13 protein-coding genes, 3 pseudogenes and 1 other annotated feature are annotated in these 22861 nt (G+C 37.4%); of the genes and pseudogenes, 7 read left to right on the top strand and 9 right to left on the bottom strand.

Annotation, left to right across the window (positions count from 1 at the left end; genetic code table 11):
- Positions 1-5 precede the first annotated feature (5 nt).
- Together RBL01_RS11510 and RBL01_RS11515 are read right to left on the bottom strand one after the other, a co-directional pair.
- Positions 6-320 carry a PTS cellobiose transporter subunit IIB gene (locus RBL01_RS11510; RefSeq protein ID WP_038809586.1) on the bottom strand — a complete coding sequence of 105 codons (315 nt, stop codon included), beginning with the start codon at positions 318-320 and terminating at the stop codon, positions 6-8.
- A gap of 33 nt (positions 321-353) precedes the next feature.
- Complete coding sequence (locus RBL01_RS11515; RefSeq protein WP_410779632.1) at positions 354-1313, bottom strand: IS30-like element IS6770 family transposase; 960 nt, start codon at positions 1311-1313, stop codon at positions 354-356.
- A gap of 243 nt (positions 1314-1556) precedes the next feature.
- Between RBL01_RS11515 and RBL01_RS11520 the strand changes: the two genes are divergently transcribed.
- A complete protein-coding gene (locus RBL01_RS11520; protein WP_002285944.1) occupies positions 1557-1850 on the top strand; it encodes an antibiotic biosynthesis monooxygenase family protein in 294 nt (97 codons plus the stop codon).
- Positions 1851-1927: 77 nt separating this feature from the next.
- On the opposite strand, the gene RBL01_RS11525 is transcribed toward RBL01_RS11520, so the two are convergent.
- Complete coding sequence (locus RBL01_RS11525; protein ID WP_050397523.1) at positions 1928-3040, bottom strand: FUSC family protein; 1113 nt, start codon at positions 3038-3040, stop codon at positions 1928-1930.
- Between the two features lie 152 nt (positions 3041-3192).
- On the opposite strand from RBL01_RS11525, the pseudogene RBL01_RS11530 reads away from it, so the two are divergent.
- Positions 3193-4041: pseudogene (locus RBL01_RS11530) on the top strand (transposase); the annotation flags it as partial.
- Between the two features lie 351 nt (positions 4042-4392).
- Here the strand turns inward: RBL01_RS11530 and RBL01_RS11535 are convergent.
- The 3 genes and pseudogenes from RBL01_RS11535 to RBL01_RS11545 form a co-directional block, all read right to left on the bottom strand.
- A pseudogene (locus tag RBL01_RS11535) lies at positions 4393-6765 on the bottom strand (SpaA isopeptide-forming pilin-related protein).
- A gap of 671 nt (positions 6766-7436) precedes the next feature.
- Positions 7437-7730: pseudogene (locus RBL01_RS11540) on the bottom strand (IS607 family transposase); the annotation flags it as partial.
- Positions 7731-8673: 943 nt separating this feature from the next.
- Positions 8674-9435 (bottom strand): MerR family transcriptional regulator, encoded by a 762-nt coding sequence (locus RBL01_RS11545; RefSeq protein WP_002307953.1) that lies wholly within the window; start codon positions 9433-9435, stop codon positions 8674-8676.
- Between the two features lie 99 nt (positions 9436-9534).
- On the opposite strand from RBL01_RS11545, the gene RBL01_RS11550 reads away from it, so the two are divergent.
- Both RBL01_RS11550 and RBL01_RS11555 read left to right on the top strand, forming a co-directional pair.
- Positions 9535-11256: an ABC transporter ATP-binding protein gene (locus tag RBL01_RS11550; protein ID WP_002319096.1), complete on the top strand. Its 1722-nt coding sequence runs from the start codon at positions 9535-9537 to the stop codon at positions 11254-11256.
- A gap of 14 nt (positions 11257-11270) precedes the next feature.
- Positions 11271-13055 (top strand): ABC transporter ATP-binding protein, encoded by a 1785-nt coding sequence (locus tag RBL01_RS11555; protein WP_410779633.1) that lies wholly within the window; start codon positions 11271-11273, stop codon positions 13053-13055.
- Positions 13056-13435: 380 nt separating this feature from the next.
- On the opposite strand, the gene RBL01_RS11560 is transcribed toward RBL01_RS11555, so the two are convergent.
- The 3 genes from RBL01_RS11560 to RBL01_RS11570 all read right to left on the bottom strand — a co-directional run bounded on the left by RBL01_RS11560 (position 13436) and on the right by RBL01_RS11570 (position 20196).
- Positions 13436-14989, bottom strand: coding sequence for a WD40/YVTN/BNR-like repeat-containing protein (locus RBL01_RS11560; RefSeq protein WP_002377241.1), 1554 nt, complete (start codon positions 14987-14989; stop codon positions 13436-13438).
- Between the two features lie 347 nt (positions 14990-15336).
- Positions 15337-17751, bottom strand: coding sequence for a leucine--tRNA ligase (gene leuS, locus RBL01_RS11565; RefSeq protein ID WP_002318867.1), 2415 nt, complete (start codon positions 17749-17751; stop codon positions 15337-15339).
- Positions 17752-17901: 150 nt separating this feature from the next.
- Positions 17902-18108 (bottom strand) — a binding site (T-box leader).
- A gap of 69 nt (positions 18109-18177) precedes the next feature.
- Positions 18178-20196: a LysM peptidoglycan-binding domain-containing protein gene (locus tag RBL01_RS11570; RefSeq protein ID WP_002307949.1), complete on the bottom strand. Its 2019-nt coding sequence runs from the start codon at positions 20194-20196 to the stop codon at positions 18178-18180.
- Between the two features lie 368 nt (positions 20197-20564).
- Between RBL01_RS11570 and RBL01_RS11575 the strand changes: the two genes are divergently transcribed.
- Genes RBL01_RS11575 through RBL01_RS11585 form a run of 3 tightly spaced genes read left to right on the top strand, consistent with a single transcriptional unit; the run spans position 20565 to position 22743 of the window.
- Complete coding sequence (locus tag RBL01_RS11575) at positions 20565-21221, top strand: phosphatase PAP2 family protein (protein ID WP_307780970.1); 657 nt, start codon at positions 20565-20567, stop codon at positions 21219-21221.
- Positions 21221-22177 carry a TIGR01212 family radical SAM protein gene (locus tag RBL01_RS11580; RefSeq protein WP_307780969.1) on the top strand — a complete coding sequence of 319 codons (957 nt, stop codon included), beginning with the start codon at positions 21221-21223 and terminating at the stop codon, positions 22175-22177. Before RBL01_RS11575 ends, RBL01_RS11580 begins: the two co-directional genes overlap by 1 nt.
- The gene (locus tag RBL01_RS11585) at positions 22177-22743 is read left to right on the top strand and encodes a class I SAM-dependent methyltransferase (RefSeq protein ID WP_002285906.1); all 567 of its coding nucleotides are present in this window, start codon (positions 22177-22179) and stop codon (positions 22741-22743) included. The genes RBL01_RS11580 and RBL01_RS11585 overlap by 1 nt, the downstream gene beginning before the upstream one ends.
- Positions 22744-22861: the final 118 nt, after the last annotated feature.

The following is a 22861-nucleotide window of genomic DNA, read 5'->3' on the forward strand; positions in this document are numbered from 1 at the left end:
TTCCATCATATGTTCTCTTCGATCACCTCTGCTAACTTCTGGATGCCTGTAGGGATTGGGACATACGCTTGGAAAGGGATATTAACAACAGGCTTTCCAACAGATTCTCCTAATTTTTTGAATTTATCCAAAAACATCGTCGTTTGCGGGCTGATCAGAAATAAATCAAAATCACTATTCTTAATCATATTATCGCCTTCTGTAGCTGAAACTGCATCTACGAGTACCTCTTCTCCTTTTTGCTTAAAGAAATCCGTTGTCTTTGAGGCCATCATCGAGGATGACATTCCTGCCGCACAAATAATCAATGCTTTTTTCATAAATCAATCACTCCTTTTATTTTTTATGATTTGTCAAATTAAGCTAGAATAAAATGCTTCTTGTACATAGCTCAAAAATATTTCGATTGGTGTTCTGTAATTCAATGATTTTCTTGGAATATGATTACGTTGATTGCTGACACTGGAAATAAATGTCTGATTCACTTCTCTAAAATCCATTGATTTCGGCAGTCCATTACGACGCAGAATCCCGTTAGAATTCTCGTTTAATGGGCGTTGAGAAGGTGTTCCAGGGTCCGCAAAATATATATCAATATCATGTTGGTTACTAATGGCTTTCCAGTTAGAAAATTCTTTTCCACAGTCAAACGTAATAGATTTAAAGAAGTTTTTAGGGAAGCGAGAAAACCATTGATTAAGGGCAGTTTCAATATCTAATGCCTTACGGCCGTTGGGTTTAATCGTGATAATGACTTTAGATAATCTTTCAACTAAAGTAATGACGGCACTTTTATGATGAATGCCAACGATCGTATCACCTTCAAGGTGACCAAACTCAGAATTGAAATCAGGATAATTATCAGGTCGATCATGGATTGAGCGCTGATACTGTTGTTTTCCCCGTTTTTCCTGATGGCCATTGGGTTTTCTTTTACCTTTCATCGTTAGTGTGTCAATATCAAATATTCCTTTAGAAAATAAACGATAAAGTGTTCTCATACCGCATGAAACAGGCCTTTCTTTTCGCCCGATAATGACGTCAGGCGTCCAACCAAGAGTGACTTTCTCTTTAATGTAATCTACTTCATGAGCAGGTAATTGAATGACTTTTCTCCCACATTTTTTCTTATTTTCTTTATACTGGTGCCAATAATCAAGAGCAGTCTTGCCTTGCTTGAACTTATTGACTACATTATAAATAGTTTGTATAGCACGTCCCATTCGGTTAGCAATTTCAACCGGCTTATTATGTTGAAGATAATATGATTCTATCATTGTCAGTTCGTCTATGGTAAGATGTTTGTAGGTCATTTATGGGTTACACTCCTTTGTTTTCTTTCGTCGGAAATACAATTTGAGTGTACCATAAATGCCTTTTTATTTTTCTAACTTAATTTTACAATTCGCGTTTATAAACCAAGCATATCTTGTAAGCGTTTTCTATTCAAAATATATATTTCCGTAGCATTGCGGAAAAAATGTGTATCATATCTTGAATAATAATTTCTGGCACCGTGATATACTAGTGATAGAATTTTTTCAGGAGGGGATTTAGTGAGTATCACAGTGAATATTTTGTATACAAGTACAAATGGACAAGCCAGAAAATTTGCAGAAGAAATGGTCGAAAGAAACATTGTCAAAGCGATTCGTGCAGAAGAAGGAAACGAGAAATATGACTATTACTTTCCACTAGAAGATCCAGAATCTCTTTTACTGATCGACCGTTGGAAAGATGAAGAAGCAATCGAAAAGCATCACAAATCCGAAATGATGGCTCAAATAAACGAACTCCGTAAAAAGTATAAATTAAAAATGAAAGTCGAACGTTTCACTGATTTACCGTAAAAAGATACACATGGAATGATAGCAATTTATCATCCATGTGTATCTTCACTTTTTCCTTATTTTTTATTCGATCTCATCTAATGATTCAAACCGTGTTTTTCTCTTATTTTTCGGATAAGTATTTCAGTCACCCCAATATACATGATTCCTAAACATGCCCCAAGGATATTCTCAAAAATGCGGATCGTTACTGCTCCTGAAACCCCGAATAAACTGGCAGTGATTGCCAAAGCACCAAAAGAATTAAAAACTGTTTTATATCTATAGGTAGAACAAACACCTAAAGCTAGACCACCTAATATACCGACCCAGTTAAAAGGAATAAATTGGCTGATACCAATAAATAAAACACATCCAATCAATGAGCCAATGATTCGGTCTACTGCTCGTTCTTTGAAACCAATCGACATCAATCCATAGCTAGATACAATAGAAGAAAATGCAAACCCTGCCCACATCAATCGCTGAAAAGGGACATACTCTCCTGCAACGATCAAAAGACTAATGCCAAATGCATAGATGAGCATCCAAATTTTTTCCTGCGAATACATGCCTTTCAAAAAAATCTCTTTAAACAAGCTTTTGTCTTTGTTCTTTTCTCGATGTTTTCTGTAAAGGAGAACTGAAAACCAACAAAAAAACAAAAATAATAAGCTACTTGTTTGTGTAAAGAAATTCTTGTTCAACGAATCTTTAGGTAACGAATAAACAATAAAGAGATATGAAAAGCCGTACAAAGAAGCATTCCCCATTTTGGGATCACTAGCGGTTGCCATTAATATGCTGCTTAGTAAAATAAAATGAATCAATATGCCCATAACTGACCATTTGATCAGCTGGACATACGGTGCTACTAATAGTGAGAACATGACGATTGCTAAACCTATGATCGAATGGGAAATCTTATAACCAAAGTCAACAAAACGAATACTCATCAACATACAGAATAAAACCACAGCGTATGGTTTATGCTTCGATTCAAATAATGTTGTAATTATAATGATAAAACAAATGGCAAACAATACGATGAATAATGATCGTAAAAACAATGAACAAATATACATGCACTTTTCTTTTTTAGAAGCTGCTTCTCGTATTTTTTGTTTTAAAATAAACGGATCTAGTTGTAGAGACTGATAAAAATCCACCTGTTGTCGTCCTTTCTTTTTACTTTTATTTTTTACAGTCATCTATGACAGGTTGTAAATACTATGGAACATCATATGGCGTTGTCATTTTCTTGTCAACTATTTTTCCTATTCATGTTTTTATAAAAAAACATATCGTTTTCTTGTATGATTAAATCACCACAAAATAAACAACTGAGAGAACGATATGCTTTATGAATGGTTCTATCAAAAAAATTCTGAGATCAATAGACAAAAATTTGATGATTACAGAGGTCTCTTACGAAACCTTACAGAAGAAAAAAACATTGATCGTTGCTGCAGTTCTCTTCCCTGCTCCATGTGTCTGTAGAAATTGTGGTTCTGCTGTGGTAGATGGAAATAGGAAATTAATGGTGGTGAAAAACAAGAAGAAGGAAACCATTGTCCACTTTGAATAATATAATCATATGCCAATGGTTATACGCCTAAAAAAGCAGCGCTATACCTGTAAAAACTGTCGAAGCCATTGGACCGCTCAAAGTTATTTTATCCGTCCAAGGCACTCGATTTCAAATCATGTCAGACATAAAATCACTTCTTTACTGACTGAAAAAGTGTCGCTATTTTTTATTTCGAAAAGTTGTTAGGTATCTTTGACAACCGTTATTCGCACATTGAAAGAGTTGAGAAGCTATTTACCAAAGTCTTCCAAAAGAATTCTGTCTTGAGTGTTGAGGGTTGTGAATTTCGTTCTCACGTTTCCGTTGAGGATAAACTGAGTTTTATTTCCACGGATGGCGAGACAGTAAAATTAATCGAGAAAATTTACCTACACAAAAAATTCCTCGATTAACAAACTATTTCCTTAGCTGCACTAATCCTAAAGAAATAGAATTCTTAGTTACAGACATGAACGCCACCTACTTTCAGCTCACCAAACATGTTCTACCAAATGCGAAATTGGTGATTGATCGATTACTTGGTTTTTCCACGCCTTTCAAGGAAGCGTAACCTTTATTCACGAGTTGGTTGAAGCTTTCCGAGACAAAAGACCCGACTTGTTTTTCTCCTTATTGACAAAGAGCCATTAAAACTAGAGAAAAAATTACAACTGATCGCTGATTATTTGTAGAAAGAAAATCAAAGTATTACCCAATAAACTTGAGTCATTAGGCAAAAAACACTGCGAAACTCAAGAATGATTTTCGCAGTGTTTTTGTATATTTTTTATTAACTAGTATTACTACAAAGGTTTATTTTTCACTTCTCAACGCAGCACAAAATTGTCTTTACTTATTTACTGGTTGGGTTCAACCTTCTCTACTCCGATACTAATATTTGTTTGTATACCCCTTCTAAAATCGGTAGTTTCCATTCAATTGATGGGACTAGTTGATTTTAAAAACTATGCTTATTCAATTTTTTATTTTAGCTCATATATTTCGTTTCTTTCTAAATTTTATACTGATGAAAACAAGTAGCACACCCAATATTGACAATATAAACTGGCTAATGATGGTTTCTCCAGTTTTTGGAAGATGCTTATTTCCACTGCTTGTTGGATTGTTTCCTCTTATATCTGAGCTATCAGCAACTTTTCTATTCTCTTTTGTTAAAAAGATCGCCGCTTCTTGTTCTTTTTCGATCTTGAAAGTTACTGGTGTCGCATCCAATTCATACCCCGTTGGCGCTTGAGTTTCTACCAGCTGATATGCTCCTGGTGCTAAGCCATCTATCGCCAGTTTTCCATCTTCTCCTGTAGTTAAACCGGTTTGTAGTGTTTCTCCTTCTCAGTTCTGTAACTCAAAAACAGCTCCTTGCAGGACCTCACCGCTGCCTACAGGAAGCGGTTCACTTAAAAATTCTCCGTTTTCTGCCGTTATACCTTCTTGTATCACTTGTGAATCGCTTGATAAAATTTCAAATTTTGCTCCTGCCAGCCTTTGGCCATTCTCATCAGTTTTAATTACTTTAATACGCCCATCGATTTTCCTTGTTCTTACAGTACTCGTATTCAATCGATTGTCACTATTCACAAGCGTTGCAAAGTTTAAAATTTGATCGCCGACCGCATACGCCTCTACATTGACCTTAAAAGAGAGGGTAAAACTTGTCGGACCACCAATCGTATTATTCGCACTGAAACGAACTATTCCATTATTGACTTCGGCATCAATGAAAGAGGGAATATCTGATAGAAATGACACAAATTCCATGCCTTCTTCCAAAACATCTTCAATAACGAGTGTATTGCTTGTTCCAGAAAACATCGAGACATGCAGAGTATACGTTAGTTCATTTTCATTGAGATTGATAACATTTTTGTCCACACTTTTTCTTAAAGAGATTGCCGGAAGATTACTTTCAGGGATTCTCAAGCGGTAGTCTCGGCTCATTACCTGATTATTGTAGGTCATACTCGCTCGATTCCGAGAAAACCCATCCTCTTGTCTTCCTTCATTGAACAAGTCGACATCGGTCACTTCAAGAGCATATTCAATAAAATACGATTGACCCTCTGCTAGATTACCAAAGTCCACAACAAGTGTATTCGTTTCCTTATTAAAAGATACTTTGTCCACAAATTCCTCGGAAACATAATGAGTTCTAACGTTTGCTTCACCTGGATTCGTTACTTCTGCGATCCGAACCCCACCTGAAATAGGTTCTCTATTTCCAGTGGAACTCCATGTAGTCGGATTCGGTGCCAAAGTTGTTCCTTGCGGTAGTACATCGGTAACCACTACACCGTCTTTTCGTGATCCTTCATAATTTACCTGCAAAATAAATTTATTACTGTTGGTCACGTCTTGCCCGTCAATCAGCAGATTCCCAAGATTTCCTTGGCTGTCGATTTCTCTAGAGCCATAGTATAATTTCGAAAAAATGGGTCTTGATGAAGGAATAGGCGTAATTGAAAATTCCGTGTTTGCTGCTCGCTCAGCATAAGTAAGACTCACTTGAAAGTCATTATTTGGCTCAGTACCGCCTGATTGAAAGAAAGCAACTTCAAACGTGATACTGAATGTATACGACTGAGCGGCTTCATTTAATCCTTCATAATCAAAGGTAAATGGAAAAACAACGTCTGTGCCTTCTTGGTAAAATGCCAGTGGCTTTAAAGGTGAATCATCAGCGACCTCCACTCTAATGAACTCAATTAAGCCAATCGATGCTCTAGGAACTCGTACGACCATCTCCCCATATTTTTCAAGAATATCGCCAGCGCCTCCTTGAATGTATCCCTTTAACGTTTGTGTATGCCTGCTCGGCAAAGTGGGGCGCTCAGCAGAGATGCCGATGTCATAATTCAAGAGCTCCTCTTGTCTTTCAATCTGAGATTCCTGCGTTATAGATGGCTCAGATAATCTCGCTTCATTAAAAGATTCACTTAAGCTTTCTTCTGGTACATTAAAAGACTCACTTGTGCTTTCTTCTGGTACACTGATTTCTATTGAGACCGTATTTGATTGAATATCACCGCTTCTTGCGGTCAATTCGTATTTACCTGAATGCTGGGAAGAATAAGTAATCAGACGTTCGTAATCATTGAGTTGCTTCACTTCCCCTTCAATCAAATCCTCACTCTTATCAATGACCAATGCATTTAGCAGGTCTGGTGTTCCTCTGACTCGCAACTGGAACTGCTCACCCAAAGCAGCCTCCTCTTGATCAACTTCGATCGTCAGCGAACGCTCTGGCTGTTCTGCTAAAGACTCAGCTAGAACCGTTATGTTCCCAAATTGATTGATCACAATAAGCATAACTAGAAACATACTTAACAGTTTATGAAATTTGTTCCTCACTATTACTCCCCCTTATAATTTTGACTAAACAACAAGGTACCCGATAATTTTCTAAAAAGATTCCCCAACTCAAAATGGCTGCGTTACCTCCCTCGTATTTTCGGTTCAACTCAAGCGTTGCAATGTAAGCTGTAAACAAAGCTAATGATTGCCGATTGTCTTCTGTTGATTGATTCGATAGCTTTGTATGACTTTTAGTTGTCCGTGTGGCTTAACCATAATTATGATTTCACGATTCCTCCTGCCAGTGCCTTGCACAAGCTGGAGCGTAACCCTAATAGTTATTTTGTTAATGTACTTATATACTTTTATACTTTTCCATTAGAAACAATCACTAAATCGTTGATACCAAGGTCAGACTCTAGAATTTCATCAGTGAGTCCCTGTATTGGTTAACCTTCATCAATCCCAAAAAAATATATCAATGCTTAGCATCAAAATGAATATATAGTTTAGAATACTTGGGATTCATCGATAACTGATCGCTTATTTGGCCATATTATTTGGCACTTGGTTCAACTAAACGCATTTAGGATGTTCCTTCATTCTCGTCATGGATGTTCTCAAACCGTCATTACTAATAAACTGTCCACCGAATCGATGGTTCATTTCTTGCATTTTCCACGTCCACTTACTCTTTTTGCTCTTTATTTGGGCGTAGTTTTACTTTCTTAACTTGTATCGTCTTCCATCAACTCCTTAATCATCTTCTTAGCTTTATTGGCTCGGTTTCCTTGTAAAAGGTATCTACAAATAGTGACAATCTGTATTAAATCTTCATCATTTTCTGTAATGTCAATAATTTCTATATTCTGTACCATATATTGCAAAGGGTTTCACTAAGTTCATAACCGAAGCGAATTAAACAACTTTTGTATAGAATAACTACCTTTTCTATTTTTCCATTGGTAATTCTATCTATTAATTGGTTTAATCCTTTTGTTGTAGTTGATTCCACTACCAAGATGATTCTCTCGAATTTTAAAGCTTGAAGATGTATTGCTATTTTTGCTAACTGGCGTATTTGCAACTATTTTTCCCTTCTATTCTTCCTTCATTGATTCCCCTCTAAAATTACTATCCATAAAAAATTGCATAAATGATAATAGTATTTATATTAGTCATACTGCTTTTTAACACAGCAAATTCCAGAAAAACATTCGTTACATATTTGTGAATTTTTCCAAAAAAATAACATTTTTATAAAACGATGAAAAATAAATCACTACCAGTCAACTTCTATAACATTACCAAATAACAAACTAACTATCCATAAATAACGTGTTTTATTTTTTAAAATTTCTATAAAAAAATAATCATTCTTAAAAATAATATCAAAAAATAACAATAACATTTGTGATTTTTCTTGTCTGAAGAATGTTAGAAGAAAAATCTCTAAATACTTATAATTATTTTATAAGCAAAAAAAATGCTATCGGTAGTATCACCGATAGCTGAGGAAAGTCACAGTAGAGACTATTTGATTAAAAAATATGTTTATTCAATCCATCTATTTATTTTTGCCTTATTAACATATTGTAATAATGTAAGCAACAATGTATTTTAAGTGTAATGCTTTTATGCACCTATTTAATTTATCATTCTCATCTGATACAATCTCACTCATAACAATATGAATTTTTCTTCTCATTAGTCTCAGTTCACCATGAATTATACATAACACCCAATACAATTATTTTTCCATACTTTTTTAAGAGGTCAATTACATCGTATATATCGCTAAAAATTGCAACCGTTCCATTTTTAAAGACATATTTCCTCTAAAAAACTAAAATTCTATCTATCCACGACTAATAATCCCCCACATTAAACCCGTAATCGAACCAGAAAATTTTTCTTTATAACTAAAACAACCATCATTTCCGAGTTATCTTAAACACATATTTCCTATTTTTTCATTTCTATCCATGCATGATAATATTCAGTTCTGATATTGTTTTCATCCGTATTCGTCAATAGATACTGGCCGATCACTTCTCCTGTTTTCCATCCTTTTTCATACATTCTTTCTCTGATTTCTAAAATATTATTACGTTCCGCATGGTTCATCTCGGATTTCAATAAGAATCGACGATAAACAGCCGTATCTTTTTTCTCCCAAATCACGTCTTGAGTAAATAAATGTACTTCACTAGGGTCGATAAAAAATCCATACATCGTCTGTGAACTGGAAGCTGGCATACTCATCATCCCAAAGCTTGAATAGTTAGGTAGAAATTTTTTGATTTCCACAATATCTTCAAACTCCGTTGAGATCATACAGTCAAAAGGGATCTCTTCTACAGGAAATTCTTCCTCGTTTGTATCGATCATCAATTTCAACTGTTTTTTTCGCGCCCTTATCTCTTTTTGTTTTTGTTTCATCACCACCAGTTCTTTATGGATTCTTCTTTCTGTTTCATCAAGTGTCTCATATAACTCCGTCAATGTTTTTCCATATAAATTCTTCATCTGTTTGATCGGTATATCTAATTTTCTATAAAAAACGATATCATAAAGCATAAAAATATCATCGATATCAAACAATCGATAATCATTCTCTTCTTGTCTACTTGAACGGATTAATCCTTGTTCATCCCAATAGCGGATCGTTGATTTTGGCAAATCAAATAGTTCCGATACTTGGCCAATCGTATACATTTTTTTCATTTTTTCTCACCTCTTTTCCAGTTTATTCTTTTTTCTATTGACCTTCAAGTTACTTGAAGGTATAGAATCGAAAAGTATCAGGAAAAAAGGAGGAATAATATGTCTATCTTAAAAACATTCTTACAGAAAAACAAAGGACTCGCTCTCCTTACCTTTGTGATGATCTGTTTACAAATCGCCGGTACATTAGGTGTACCAAAATTAGTAGCAAAGCTGATCGACACAGGTATAGCAAGTGGCGAAGCCTCAGTTATAAAAAAAATTGGAGTTGAAATGCTGCTTGTGGCGTTTCTAGGAACGATTGCTGCGGTTGCCTCTAGTTACTTTTCAGCATTGGCATCCGCTAGGTTTGGATTCCAAACGCGGGAGAAATATTTCCGTAAATTCCAACAGCTGTCAATGAAGGATATCAGTCGTTTTAGTTCTGGATCTCTTTTGACAAGAATGACGAATGATGTCGATAATGTCCAGCAAATGATTGTTTTATTTTGCCAAATGATCTTACCAGCACCGGTTATTTGCGTTTTCACCATTCTCATGATGTTTCGTTATTCTCTATTACTAACATGGGTTACATTGATCTCTGTTGTTTTTTATGTATGGATCGTTTATCGACTGATGAAACGAGGGGCACCTTTATCTTTGAGTATCCAGCCAAAAATGGATCGGATCACCATCACATTGAGAGAATTCTTTACTGGGATTAATATGATCCGTGCCTTTGATAATCAATCATATGAAGAAAAGCGAACGAATAAGAGCTTTGCTGACTATGCTAATCAAATGATCAAAGTGAACCGAATATTTGCTTGGGTCACTCCAATTGCTTTTTTGCTCATGGGAATCGTTTATGCTTCTATTTTGTGGTTTGGCGGAAATCTTGTAGCAGAAGGAGCATTACAAATCGGTGTCGTGACTGCTGTAGTCGAATACTCTATGCTGACACTTGCTTACTTGATGATCGCAGCTATGGTATTGGTCATTATCCCTAAATCGTTTGCCTCATTACGACGGATAGAAGAAATACTGCAAGCAGAGATCGAAATTGAGGAAGAGACGATCAAAACAGTGGCTGAATCAACCTTTGATCAGACAAATGCAGCTGCTTTTGAACATGTCACATTTAAATATACTGAAATCTCTGATCCAGTTCTAGAAGATATTGATTTCACAATACCTAAAGGAAAAACAACAGCGATCGTTGGCGGGACCGGATCTGGAAAAAGTAGTTTGGCGAAACTTCTCTTGAGACTTAGTGACCCTACGATAGGAAAAGTAACCCTTGGTGGTATTCCTCTTACTCAAATGACTCAAGAACAGATCCGCTCCCACATCAGTTATGTCCCTCAAAAAGCTTTCTTATTCAGCGGTACGATCTTAAGCAACTTGCAGATGGGAAATGAACATGCCTTACCAGAAGAATTGGCTAAAGCGATCAAGATCGCCCAATTAGAAGAACTAGTGGACACTCTTCCGGATGGATTAGATAGCTTTGTTGCTCAAGGCGGTTCTAATTATTCAGGTGGCCAGAAACAGCGGATATGTATTGCTCGAGCGTTGATCAAACCAGCAGAGATCTATGTATTCGATGATAGTTTCTCCGCTTTAGATTATAAAACAGACGCAGCATTAAGAGCAGCCCTTCATAAACACATGTCGGAGAAAACTCTCGTGATTGTTGCTCAACGCCTCAGTACGATCCAACAAGCAGATAACATCATTGTTTTAGATGAAGGAAAAATCGTTGGACAAGGTACTCATGAAGAACTACTGTCTAATTGCCAAACTTATCAGGAGTTTGCAAAATCACAAGGAATATAGAAAGAAGGGATACGATGGAAAAGAAAAAAACGTTGAACACGCGTGCTTTGATACGTTTTTGGAAAATGATCAAACCTGAACATAAATATTTTTACGGATTGTTTCTATGCAGTTTATTCGGGAACCTATTAGTCGTAGCCATGCCCTTGATCATGGGAATCGGGATCGATGATCTCTTATCAGAAATAAGAAAAACAGGTATTGGACAGCTTTCTTTCAGTGATATCAAACAAGCATTGCTGTTCCCTGTCTTATTGCTGATCGGCTGCTCAGTCCTAAGCAGTATTGCTTCATTTATCCAAGAACGTACAATGGCAGCATTAAGCGAAAAGATCACATTGAGGGTGCGAAAAGAAATCACAAAAAAATTCAAAACGTTACCGATGTCGTTTTTTGATAATCATCAAGTCGGCGACATCATCAGTCGAACGACTACCGGACTCAATCAGCTTTCTCAAGTGTTATTGACAGGTATCAATCAATTTTTCACTTCTGTCGTAACAATAGCTGCTGCCGGTCTGATGCTGTTTTATATCGAAAGCAAGCTTACTTTACTCGTCTTATTGCTGATCGTTGGCAGTTCAATTGTTACAACTAAGATTGCGAACAAAAACAAACAGATTTCTGAACAGAATCAGTATGAACTGGGTGTTTTAAATAATCGAATGGAAGAAATCTTAGCTGGTAATCTAGTGGTCAAAACATTCAATCAGCAAGCTCATGCAGAAGCTGCTATACACGAAGTAAATAAAAAGCAATACAACGCTTTTAAACGTGCTCAATTTATGAACTTTGCTATCTATCCGGCCATTCGTTTCATTAATCAACTCGCCTTCATCATAAGTGCGGTATTCGGTGCTATGCTTGTTCTATCAGGTGGTGTGACGATCGGCTTCTTACAAGCTTACCTTCAGTACATCAATCAGATTTCTGAACCAATTTCTACCGCTTCTTATGTGATCAACTCGATCCAATCCGCAATGGCAGCAATCGATAGGATATTTGAGATATTAGATGAAACAGATGAAATTCCAGACCTTCCAGATGCAAGACTTTTAGAACAACCGAAAGGAAAAATAGCTTTCAAAAATGTACAGTTTGGTTACACATCAGATAAAATATTGATGAATCAAGTCGATTTTTCATTAAAGCCAAAACAAACGGTAGCGATCGTTGGTCCAACTGGTGCAGGAAAAACGACTTTAGTCAATCTGCTGATGCGTTTTTATGAACTGAATAAAGGAAAGATCGAATTCGACGGTCTTGATATTACCAAGCTTTCACGTGGAGAACTACGTCGTTCTTTTGGGATGGTTTTACAAAATACCTGGCTGTTTGAAGGAACGGTAGCTGATAATATCGCCTACGGGAAAATGGATGCCACAAGAGAACAAATTATCGAAGCGGCTGAAATCGCACAATGTGATCACTTTATTCGAACACTGCCAGACGGATATGATACGATCATTTCTAGCGAAAACGGCACGTTATCTCAAGGACAGCAACAATTATTGACAATTGCTCGAGTCATTCTAGCGAATCCTCCTGTCGTTATTTTAGATGAAGCAACTTCTAGCGTAGATACACGAACAGAAGCATTGATTCAGCAAGCAACGGAAGCTGTGACAAAAGATAGGACAAGTTTTGTGATTGCACACCGTTTGTCAACGATTGAAAATGCAGACATGATCCTTGTAATGAAGAATGGCGATATCGTCGAAAAAGGAACACATTCTGAACTACTCCAATCACCAACGCTTTATGCCAGTCTTTATAATAGTCAATTTCAGATAGCGTAACAAACATTATCTAAAAAGCTATCGATCATGTATGATTAGTCCATGATCGATAGCTTTTTTAAATGTACTAGTGGTGCCACTAGAAACACAAAGAATAATACTAATGATACTTTTTGGATAGCTCCTTCAGTTTCGTTCGGTAAGTAGTGACAACAGTCTTGTCACAATCCCTTTTTACGAATAAACGGTGTTCAAGAGACAACCTATCGGCAATAAGACACGATCTTGTAAAATACGAGAAGCTATTCTTCAAAATCGCTTCTTGTTGCTCTTGTCAACTCCGAATCACGAGTTACACTATTCAACAAATATGAGAAGCTGTTTTTTGAATTTGTTTCTTGTGACTCGGAGCTGAACGTCAGGCTCACAATCTCTCTTCTTTAATCTCCTTGTTCTACTTGCGATAGTTGCTGAACGAATTGCCATGTTTCCCCGTTATCAGTTGAACGGAAGAGGCAGGCAAACATTTTCCCTGCATCGATTGGTCCTTTTTTCAACAAATAAAATTTTGTCTCTAACGTATTCGCGCTTATTTGAGTAACTTCATTTGGTGATTGAAAAAGATCTATCCCCCCTGTCTGATAGTTTTCCGGAATCGACAGAACTGATTCTTTGAATGAGCGTCCTCCGTTATTTGTATAAAACAAACTTTCACGTGTCGAAACAAAACCTAAAGAAGTTGTAACGAAGCTGACATTTTGTACTGGCTGATTGATCATTGTACTTCCACTTTTTATCCAAGTGATTCCGCCATCCATAGTAGTGTAAATGTACAAAGTTTCTGCAGACATCCCACTGGCTGATGTACAGATAAATAGACCATCGTTGCCATAAAATACTGCTTTTCGATAACGTATCGGCTGAACTGATTGGGTGATAATAGACGTTTGCCATGTTTTACCATTATCTCTTGAAGTCAGCAGACGTACATCATCCCCAGAAGAATAGATAAACCATGAGAAATCGGCGGAAATATCATATGTGTTGTCCATCCAATAACCTTCAGGAATCAGCCCCGTTGTCAGGGTGTATTCGCCAAAACGCAACCATTGCGAATCAATCGGCACAAATACCCAATTAGCACCACTATCTGTTGTCATATAGAGAGAGTGCGTCTCTGTATCAAGTTTGAGATCATTTATCGTTTGTGTTGTCAAATTTACCTTTTGCTTAGGATCAGCTAACAACCCTTCATTTGTCTTTTGTATATGCGTATCGTTAGTTGAGTTCATTGTCATGTGAGAAGCAGCATTTATATGAGAAGACATTTTTGGCTGAGTGTATCTCCCATAATAGATTGTTCCAGCTAAAAGAATGAGGAAAAAACCAGTGACTAATGTACTCATCTTAGTTGTCAGGTATCCACCAGGCGAAGACTGGCTTTTTTCCCATCTGGGTTCGTTTTCTAGTAAAAAAATATGGAATGTGTTCATTCCGAATTTTGATTTGCTTTCGCCTAAGTAGACAGGTAAATCATCAAGTGATCTCAGCAATAACTGGCAATCACTTTTTTGTATCCGAAAAGCTTGACTCGTCGAAGTCTTCTCAAAATAAAGATAGTCATCATCTTGAGAAGTTGGTTTATTATGTAAAAACTGTTGTGCTCTTTGACTAAGCCATTGATCGAAATGACGCGACAATTGATGGTAACGGAGCCAAATAAGTAGAAGAAAAACAATAAGCACAACAATTGTTATTCCGCCAACTCCCCACGAAAAGTGATACAAATTATTTAATTTTTGCATCCCTTCAGCTGAACGGACTACTGCACTCATATGGCGATATAGGAACGATACAGCTCCGAAAAAAAGCAAACCAGAGAAAAATACTAAGCTTAAAAGCTTGAACATTATTCTTTTCGCTCTTTTTTTCGCTTTCTCGATAATTTTTTGTTTAGCTGATAATACTTCGATAATAAATAGTTCTTGATCCATTTGTCTCTCCTTCTCTCATACTTCATTCATTATGCGTCAAAATCCATACAATCACTAGTCCCACTAATAAAAAATTTATGAATTTGGTATGTACTCTCAATTTCAGGTAGTTTATACATCAAAAAATACTAAGATTAATAGACAAAAATTTGATGATTACAGAGATCTCTTACAAGACCATTCAGAAGAAAAAGACATTGAACGTGTTTGAGAACATGAAAATCAAAAACTTTTTGATCAATCAATTAATCAATTTGAAATAACAAAAAATCTGAGACAGAATGAAGTTCATTCTGGCCCAGATTTGATTTTGCACAACTCATCAGTCCTTATTGACAAAGAGCCAATTAATTAGCAACGATATTGACTAACTTGTTTGGTACCGCAATAACTTTTCTGACTGTTTTGCCTTCAATATATTCTTGCACTATTTCATTGGCTAATGCTGCTTTTTCTAGCTCATCTTTTCCTAAGTCTCGGGGAACATTGCTTTTCGCACGAACTTTACCGTTTACTTGGAAAACAACTTCTACTTCATCTTCAACAAGTGCTGCTTCATCGTATGTTGGCCATGGTGCGTAAGAAATACCACCATCATTTCCAAGGATTGCCCATAGTTCTTCACCCATGTGAGGAGCAATCGGTGCGAGTAGTTGAACAAATCCTTCGATATATTCATAAGGCAGAGCGTCCACTTTATAGGCTTCATTGATAAAGACCATCAATTGGGAGATTGCTGTATTGAAATGAAGATTTTCATAGTCTTCTGTCACTTTTTTCACTGTTTGATGATACACTTTATCAAGCTTGCCATCATTCAATGTAGTGATACGGTCACGCATTTTATTGTTCTCATCAACGATCAAACGCCATACACGATCCAAGAATTTACGGCTTCCTTCTAAGCCATTTTCGCTCCAAGCAATCGAAGCATCTAATGGCCCCATGAACATTTCGTACATGCGCAGTGTATCTGCACCGTAAGTTTCGACCACATCATCAGGATTGACTACATTACCACGAGATTTTGACATTTTTTCGTTGTTTTCGCCTAAGATCATTCCTTGATTGTATAGTTTTTGGAATGGTTCTTTTGTAGGAACAACACCGATATCGTATAAGAATTTATGCCAGAATCGTGCATATAGTAAATGAAGTACCGCATGTTCTGCTCCACCAATGTAGATGTCAACTGGTAGCCAACGCTTCAACTTTTCATAATCTGCTAGTTCTTTTTTGTTATGAGGGTCGATATAACGCAGGTAATACCATGAGCTTCCTGCCCATTGTGGCATTGTATTCGTTTCGCGACGGCCTTTTTTACCTGTTACAGGATCAACGACATTGACCCACTCCTCGATATTTGCTAATGGAGATTCTCCAGTACCGCTTGGCTTGATGTTTTTTGTCTTAGGCAACCGTAATGGTAGCTCTTCTTCTGGGACAGCTGTGACTGTTCCGTCCTCCCAATGGATGATTGGGATTGGTTCACCCCAGTAACGTTGACGGGAGAATAGCCAGTCACGTAAGCGATAGCTGACTTCTTTTTTCCCTACGCCATTTTCTTCTAGCCATTCATTCATTTTATCGATTGCTTCTTGTTTGTTCATGCCGTCTAGAAATTCAGAGTTGATGTGCGTACCATCTTCTGTGTAAGCAGCTTTTTCAACATCTCCACCTTCGATAACTGGAAGAATTTCTAGTCCGAAAGTTTGAGCGAATTCAAAGTCACGTTCATCATGTGCCGGAACAGCCATGATGGCTCCTGTGCCGTATGAAGATAATACATAATCGGCGATCCAGATTGGGATTTCCTTGCCATTAACTGGATTGATTGCATAAGCACCAGTAAATACTCCTGTTTTTTCTTTTGCAAGATCTGTTCTCTTTAGATCTGATTTTTTAGCTGTCTCTTCGATATAAGCTTCTACAGCAGCTTTTTGTTCAGGGGTCGTAATTTCTCTAACAAGATCTAGTTCAGGTGCAAGAACCGAGTAAGTTGCACCGAATAGAGTATCTGGTCGTGTCGTAAATACGGTATAGGATTTATCCGTACCAGCCACTTTAAATTCAATATTTGATCCTACCGAACGACCGATCCAATTTCTTTGCATTTCTTTAATGCTTTCTGGCCAATCAACTAATTCTAGATCATCCAATAAGCGATCAGCATAAGCAGTGATTTTCAGCATCCATTGGCGCATTGGTTTTCTGACTACATCATAGCCACCACGTTCACTTTTCCCATCGATCACTTCTTCATTTGAAATAACTGTTCCTAATTCAGGTACCCAGTTTACCGCTACTTCTGCTTCATAAGCTAGACCTTTTTCATAAAGCTTCGTAAAGATCCATTGTGTCCATTTATAATACTCCGGATCAGTTGTATTCACTTCGCGATTCCAGTCATAACTAAATCCTAAAGAATTGATTTGGCGTCGGAATGTTTCGATATTTTTTTGGGTAAACTCAGCCGGATCGTTTCCTGTATCTAGCGCATATTGTTCAGCAGGCAGACCGAATGCATCCCACCCCATTGGATGCAGTACGTTGTATCCTTGACTTCTTTTCACACGTGAAAGGATATCCGTTGCCGTATAACCTTCAGGATGCCCTACATGTAGCCCTTGACCGGATGGATAGGGAAACATATCCAGTGCGTAAAATTTTGGCTTTTCAGGATCATCATGGGTGTTGAAAGTATTCGTTTTTGCCCAGTATTTTTGCCATTTTTTCTCAATTTCTTTATGATTGTAACTCATTTGCTGTCCTCCTGTTCTATTGAAAACACTTGTTTCTATTATAAATATAACGAAAAAACCGGCAGAATCTGTTTATTTTTATTTCCTTTTGCTTTGGTTTCTCAAACTTCACAAAAGAAATAAAAAAATCCTATAAAAAGATTGCTCTTTTTATAGGACGTAATCTACGCGGTACCACCTAATTTTACCTTAGTGAAAAGGCCTCGAACGTTGTAACGGCCGTCACCGCCGCTTGCTTACTCGGGTATTCAGCAAGGGCAACTCAAAGGCGAGTTCAAAAGCATCCGTGCACATTCTCACCAGCCATGCGCTCTCTGAAACTTCAGTCTTTTTACTACTTCCTTTTCAAGTGTTGTCATATTTAAGTAGCCTTATAGTAACAAATATTTTTGTGGAATTCAATCGTTATTTCTTCGAACAGCTATTTTATTTAGCTACAATCAATGTTTGACCTGGATAAATAAAGTTGTTCTTAATATTGTTCCATTCGATTAGTTGAGCCATTGTAATTCCATGACTGTCAGCAACACTCCAAACAGATTCTCCAGATTTCACAGTATAGGTTTTCGAACCAGTAACTGATTGTTGGTTTGTTGATTGAGATGAACCTTTCTTCACAATCACTTGCTGTCCTGGATAGATAAAATTATTTTTGATATTATTCCATTCGATTAACTGATCCATCGTGATATGATGTTTGTTCGCTACGCTCCAAACTGACTCGCCCGCTTTCACGGTATACATCGTATTACCAGTGGATGATGTACTTGTCGTAGCAGACGTATTCGGTGTATTTGGTTTCGCTGCAGAAGTAGTTGAACCTGTATTTGTATTTGCCGAAGTTCCACCTTTAACGATCAATTGCTGTCCTGGATAAATGAAGTTGTTTTTGATATTATTCCATTCGATTAACTGATCCATCGTGATGCCGTTTTTATTTGCCACGCTCCAAACAGATTCACCTGCTTTCACGGTATAAGTGCCTTGAGACGAACTGCTGCCAGTATTAACTGAACTGCTGTTATTTGTATTGGTTGACGAACCTGTATTACCTGACGTGCTGTTTGTTGATCCACTGTTTGAAACAGTCAGTTGTTGTCCTGGGTAGATAAAGTTATTTTGGATATTGTTCCATTGGATTAGCTGAGCCATCGTAATTCCGTATTTATTTGAGACGCTCCAAACAGAGTCTCCGGCTTTAACTGTATATTTCGTTCCTGAAGCTGTATTAGAAGAACTTGAGCTGGACGAACTAGAGCCACTTGTATTCCCAGTATTTGAGCCAGTATTTGCTCCAGCATTAGAAGAACCGCCATTTGATACGATTAGCTGTTGTCCTGGATAAACGAAATTGTTCTTGATATTGTTCCATTCAATCAATTGAGCCATCGTAATTCCGTGATCATTTGAGATCTTCCAAACAGAATCACCAGATTGAACAGTGTATTTCGCACCAGTTGTTTGTCCTCCGTTTGATGTACCAGCATTTCCTGAAGAATTGGTATTGTTACCGGAATTATTCGTCGAAGAGCCATTTTCCTGGCTACCTTTGATTGTCAGTTTTTGTCCTGGATAAATGAAATTGTTTTGGATGTTGTTCCATTGGATCAATTGATCCATTGTGATACCGAATTTATTTGAGATTCCCCAAACAGAATCACCAGATTGGACAGTATAAGTGGTCGAAGTTGCTGAACCTGAGTTTGTATTACCAGAATTGCTTGAACCGCCAGTACTACCTGTACTTCCAGTATTATTGCCACCTGTAGTCGCTCCACCGCCTGCGTTTCCGCTAGCTGGTGTATCATATTGGGTCAATCCGTAAGTTGCGATGATATTATTTAATTTGCCTGCGTAACCAGGATCAGTCGCATAACGCCCTGTCAAACAAGCTGTCGCATCTGTATAGGATTTCGTGTTGCTCTTCCAAGTACCGGCATAGTAATAACCGTTGCCAAATGAAGTATTTCTAAGTACATAGGCATTGTCATTGAAAGATTCAGCAAAAGAAGGATATTGTCGGAAAGGCTCCTTTTTATTTACCCATTGATTATTTAAAAATTCAAGCGTATCCATGTAGACGGTTTGTCCTTGATAGCTGCCTTTTATCCCAAAAAGATTATAATAAGGTGCTTGAGATAACGCACTACTGCCCCAACCGCTTTCTACAACTGCTTGTGCGATCATCACTGATGCATATAGATCGTTGGCTTGAGCGATTGGTTGAGCATAAGTAGCAATTTCTGTGATAAATGCCGCTGTATTGATTCTTGCGCCGAACTGAACAGGTGTTTCATCCGCTTGAACAGGAACCGGCTGTACTAATGGGGCAGCGACAGAACAGCCTACCATCGCAGTTCCCACGATTGCTGCCCCTCGTTTTGCTTTTCGAAAACGTTTGGTCTGTTCTAAACGTCTCCGTTCTTTTCTTGCAATGTTTTCCATCTTCTATCCTCCAACTTCAATTTATCTATTATTAATAATTATAACTTCTCTTAATATTTATTAAAAGTTATTTAAGAGCTTTGTTGTTTTTTGTAATCATATTGTAATTTACCGTAATGAACAACTTCTGTTCATTTTCAAGTTCTTCCTACGTCTACGTTCTTGTTTAAAAGGATTTCGAAAAACACTGATTTTATTTCCCTAACATTTCATTTGCATTACCAAAAAATGTCTTTCCGATTACAGTTATTTTTTTATAAGAATATTGGTTATTCAAAGAGGAATCATACATTGGTTTTATCTCTTTACCGTTTTTTTCGCTGGACCAAAAATGCTATAATAAGTCATTGCTTCAAAGGAGGAATTGTATGAAATATAAAACATCATTTCAGGTGGCTGGTAGCTTCTTTCTTGCCCTGTTTTTCATTTTGGGCTGGATCGTAAAGTTCCATCTGTCGTGGCTTTCTGGTTTCGATCAGTGGTTTACAGGCATTGTCAGAGCTTCTTATCCTGATCTGAACAGCTACCAACTCTTTATGACTAAATTCGGTAATCCTCTTACCGTCATCATTTTATTTGCTTGTGCGGCTTTATGGATGTGGTATAAGAAAAAAAGGGCAGAAACATTTTGGTTCGTTTCTGGATTTATTGTAATTGTTGGAATCATCAACCCGGTGATCAAACTATTTTTCATGCGAGAGCGTCCTTCATTGGCGCACTTAGTAGTTGAAACAAGTTACAGTTTCCCTAGTGGACATGCAGCAGGCAGTATGATTCTTTACGGTTCTTTACTATTTCTGCTTCCAGCTTTTGTTCAAAAAAGAACCTTACGCACATTGCTTCAATTGCTGATGGTGTTTATTATAGTAAGTGTCGGGATAAGCCGCATTTATCTGGGCGTTCATTTTCCTACTGATATCATCGGCGGCTACTTACTCAGTCTTTCTTGGCTGTGCCTGACTTATCCAGTGTATAGAGAAAAAAGAAAACAAATAGATAACTCTTACAGAAAGAAGGACTTTTAATGACTTTTCCTTATTCAGAAGGAAATAAAAGATATCATTCTTGGAATTACGCTTTACGAAATGAGTTTGGCGGGAAAATTTTCAAGGTGCCTATCGATGGAGGGTTCGACTGTCCGAATCGAGATGGGACTGTTGCCCATGGCGGATGTACTTTTTGCAGTGTATCTGGTTCGGGTGACATGATCGTTGCACCTGAAGACCCTCTTCCAACCCAATTCCAGAAAGAAATCGACATGATGCATCAAAAATGGCCTCATGTCCAACAATACATCGTTTATTTCCAAAATTTTACAAACACCCATGCGCCAGTTGAAATAATCAAAGAACGATTTGAGCAAGTAGTCAATTTACCAGGTGTCGTAGGATTATCAGTCGGTACACGACCGGATTGTCTGCCAGATGAAGTAGTTGATTACCTTGCTGAACTGAACGAGCGGATGTATTTATGGGTAGAACTTGGATTGCAAACAACTTTTGAAGAAACTTCAAAACTGATCAACCGAGCACATGATTATCAAACTTATTTAGATGGCGTGGCTAAATTACGCAAACATAATATCCGTGTTTGTACGCATTTGATCAACGGATTACCAGGCGAAAGTTTAGAAATGATGAAAGAAAATGTCAGACGCACCATTTTAGATTCAGATATCCAAGGAATCAAGCTTCATTTGATGCATCTGATGCGCAAAACGAGAATGTTGCGGGACTATCATGAAGGTCGCCTTCAATTAATGAGCCGTCCTGACTATGTCAATGTCATTTGCGACCAGCTGGAAATGATACCAAAAGAGATCATCATCCATCGTTTGACAGGGGATGCGCCGTGGGATTCCTTGATTGGACCAATGTGGAGCTTGAAAAAATGGGAAGTCTTGAATGCAATTGATGAAGAACTTCTTCGCAGAGATAGCTTCCAAGGAAAATATGATGTACGGAAAAAGGTGAGCGTCTGATGTTGCAAACTGCTTTGCATTTCAGCCATACATTACTGCAAGAAATCTTGCAACCAGGGGATCACGTCGTAGATGCAACGATGGGCAATGGCCACGATACGGTTTTTCTAGCAGAACACATCGGAAAAACTGGTCATGTCTATAGTTTCGATATCCAGCAACAAGCAATCGATGCTACTCGTGAAAGGCTAGAACAGCGTCAGTTAGAAGAACGTGTCTCATTGTTTCTACAAGGCCACGAAACTTTAGGAGAAGTGATAGCTGAACAACAAAATCTCAAAGCAGGGATTTTCAATCTAGGGTATCTCCCAAAAAGTGATAAAGCAATCATCACTATGCCAGAGACTACACGCACAGCTATGGAAGAAATATTGAAACGACTTGTGCCTCGCGGACGATTGATCCTTGTCGTCTACTATGGTCATGAAGGTGGAGAAAAAGAACTGGATATGGTTGATTCTTTTTGTTCCAAACTGCCACAGGAAACATATAATGTGCTGAATTATCGGTTTATCAACCAAAAGAACCAGCCGCCTATTTTATATTGTATTGAGAAAAAAAGATAAATAAAAAACGCAAAACATAAATGATATGTTTTGCGTTTTTTTCTCTAATACTCAGGTTAAGGCGTTGATTTCATAACCTCTTTATTCACGGTGCTCAAAAGCTTGCATCTGCGGTAAT

The organism is Enterococcus sp. SB12 (assembly GCF_030910025.2).
GTDB lineage: Bacteria > Bacillota > Bacilli > Lactobacillales > Enterococcaceae > Enterococcus_B > Enterococcus_B faecium.

Bases quoted from the DNA above. Each gene is read 5' to 3' on its own strand.
- RBL01_RS11575 (WP_307780970.1), top strand. From the start codon at position 20,565: ATGAAATATAAAACATCATTTCAGGTGGCTGGTAGCTTCTTTCTTGCC.
- RBL01_RS11515 (WP_410779632.1), bottom strand. From the start codon at position 1,313: ATGACCTACAAACATCTTACCATAGACGAACTGACAATGATAGAATCA.
- RBL01_RS11560 (WP_002377241.1), bottom strand. From the start codon at position 14,989: ATGGATCAAGAACTATTTATTATCGAAGTATTATCAGCTAAACAAAAA.
- RBL01_RS11545 (WP_002307953.1), bottom strand. From the start codon at position 9,435: ATGAAAAAAATGTATACGATTGGCCAAGTATCGGAACTATTTGATTTG.
- leuS (WP_002318867.1), bottom strand. From the start codon at position 17,751: ATGAGTTACAATCATAAAGAAATTGAGAAAAAATGGCAAAAATACTGG.
- RBL01_RS11555 (WP_410779633.1), top strand. From the start codon at position 11,271: ATGGAAAAGAAAAAAACGTTGAACACGCGTGCTTTGATACGTTTTTGG.
- RBL01_RS11585 (WP_002285906.1), top strand. From the start codon at position 22,177: ATGTTGCAAACTGCTTTGCATTTCAGCCATACATTACTGCAAGAAATC.
- RBL01_RS11510 (WP_038809586.1), bottom strand. From the start codon at position 320: ATGAAAAAAGCATTGATTATTTGTGCGGCAGGAATGTCATCCTCGATG.
- RBL01_RS11550 (WP_002319096.1), top strand. From the start codon at position 9,535: ATGTCTATCTTAAAAACATTCTTACAGAAAAACAAAGGACTCGCTCTC.
- RBL01_RS11580 (WP_307780969.1), top strand. From the start codon at position 21,221: ATGACTTTTCCTTATTCAGAAGGAAATAAAAGATATCATTCTTGGAAT.
- RBL01_RS11525 (WP_050397523.1), bottom strand. From the start codon at position 3,040: ATGACTGTAAAAAATAAAAGTAAAAAGAAAGGACGACAACAGGTGGAT.
- RBL01_RS11570 (WP_002307949.1), bottom strand. From the start codon at position 20,196: ATGGAAAACATTGCAAGAAAAGAACGGAGACGTTTAGAACAGACCAAA.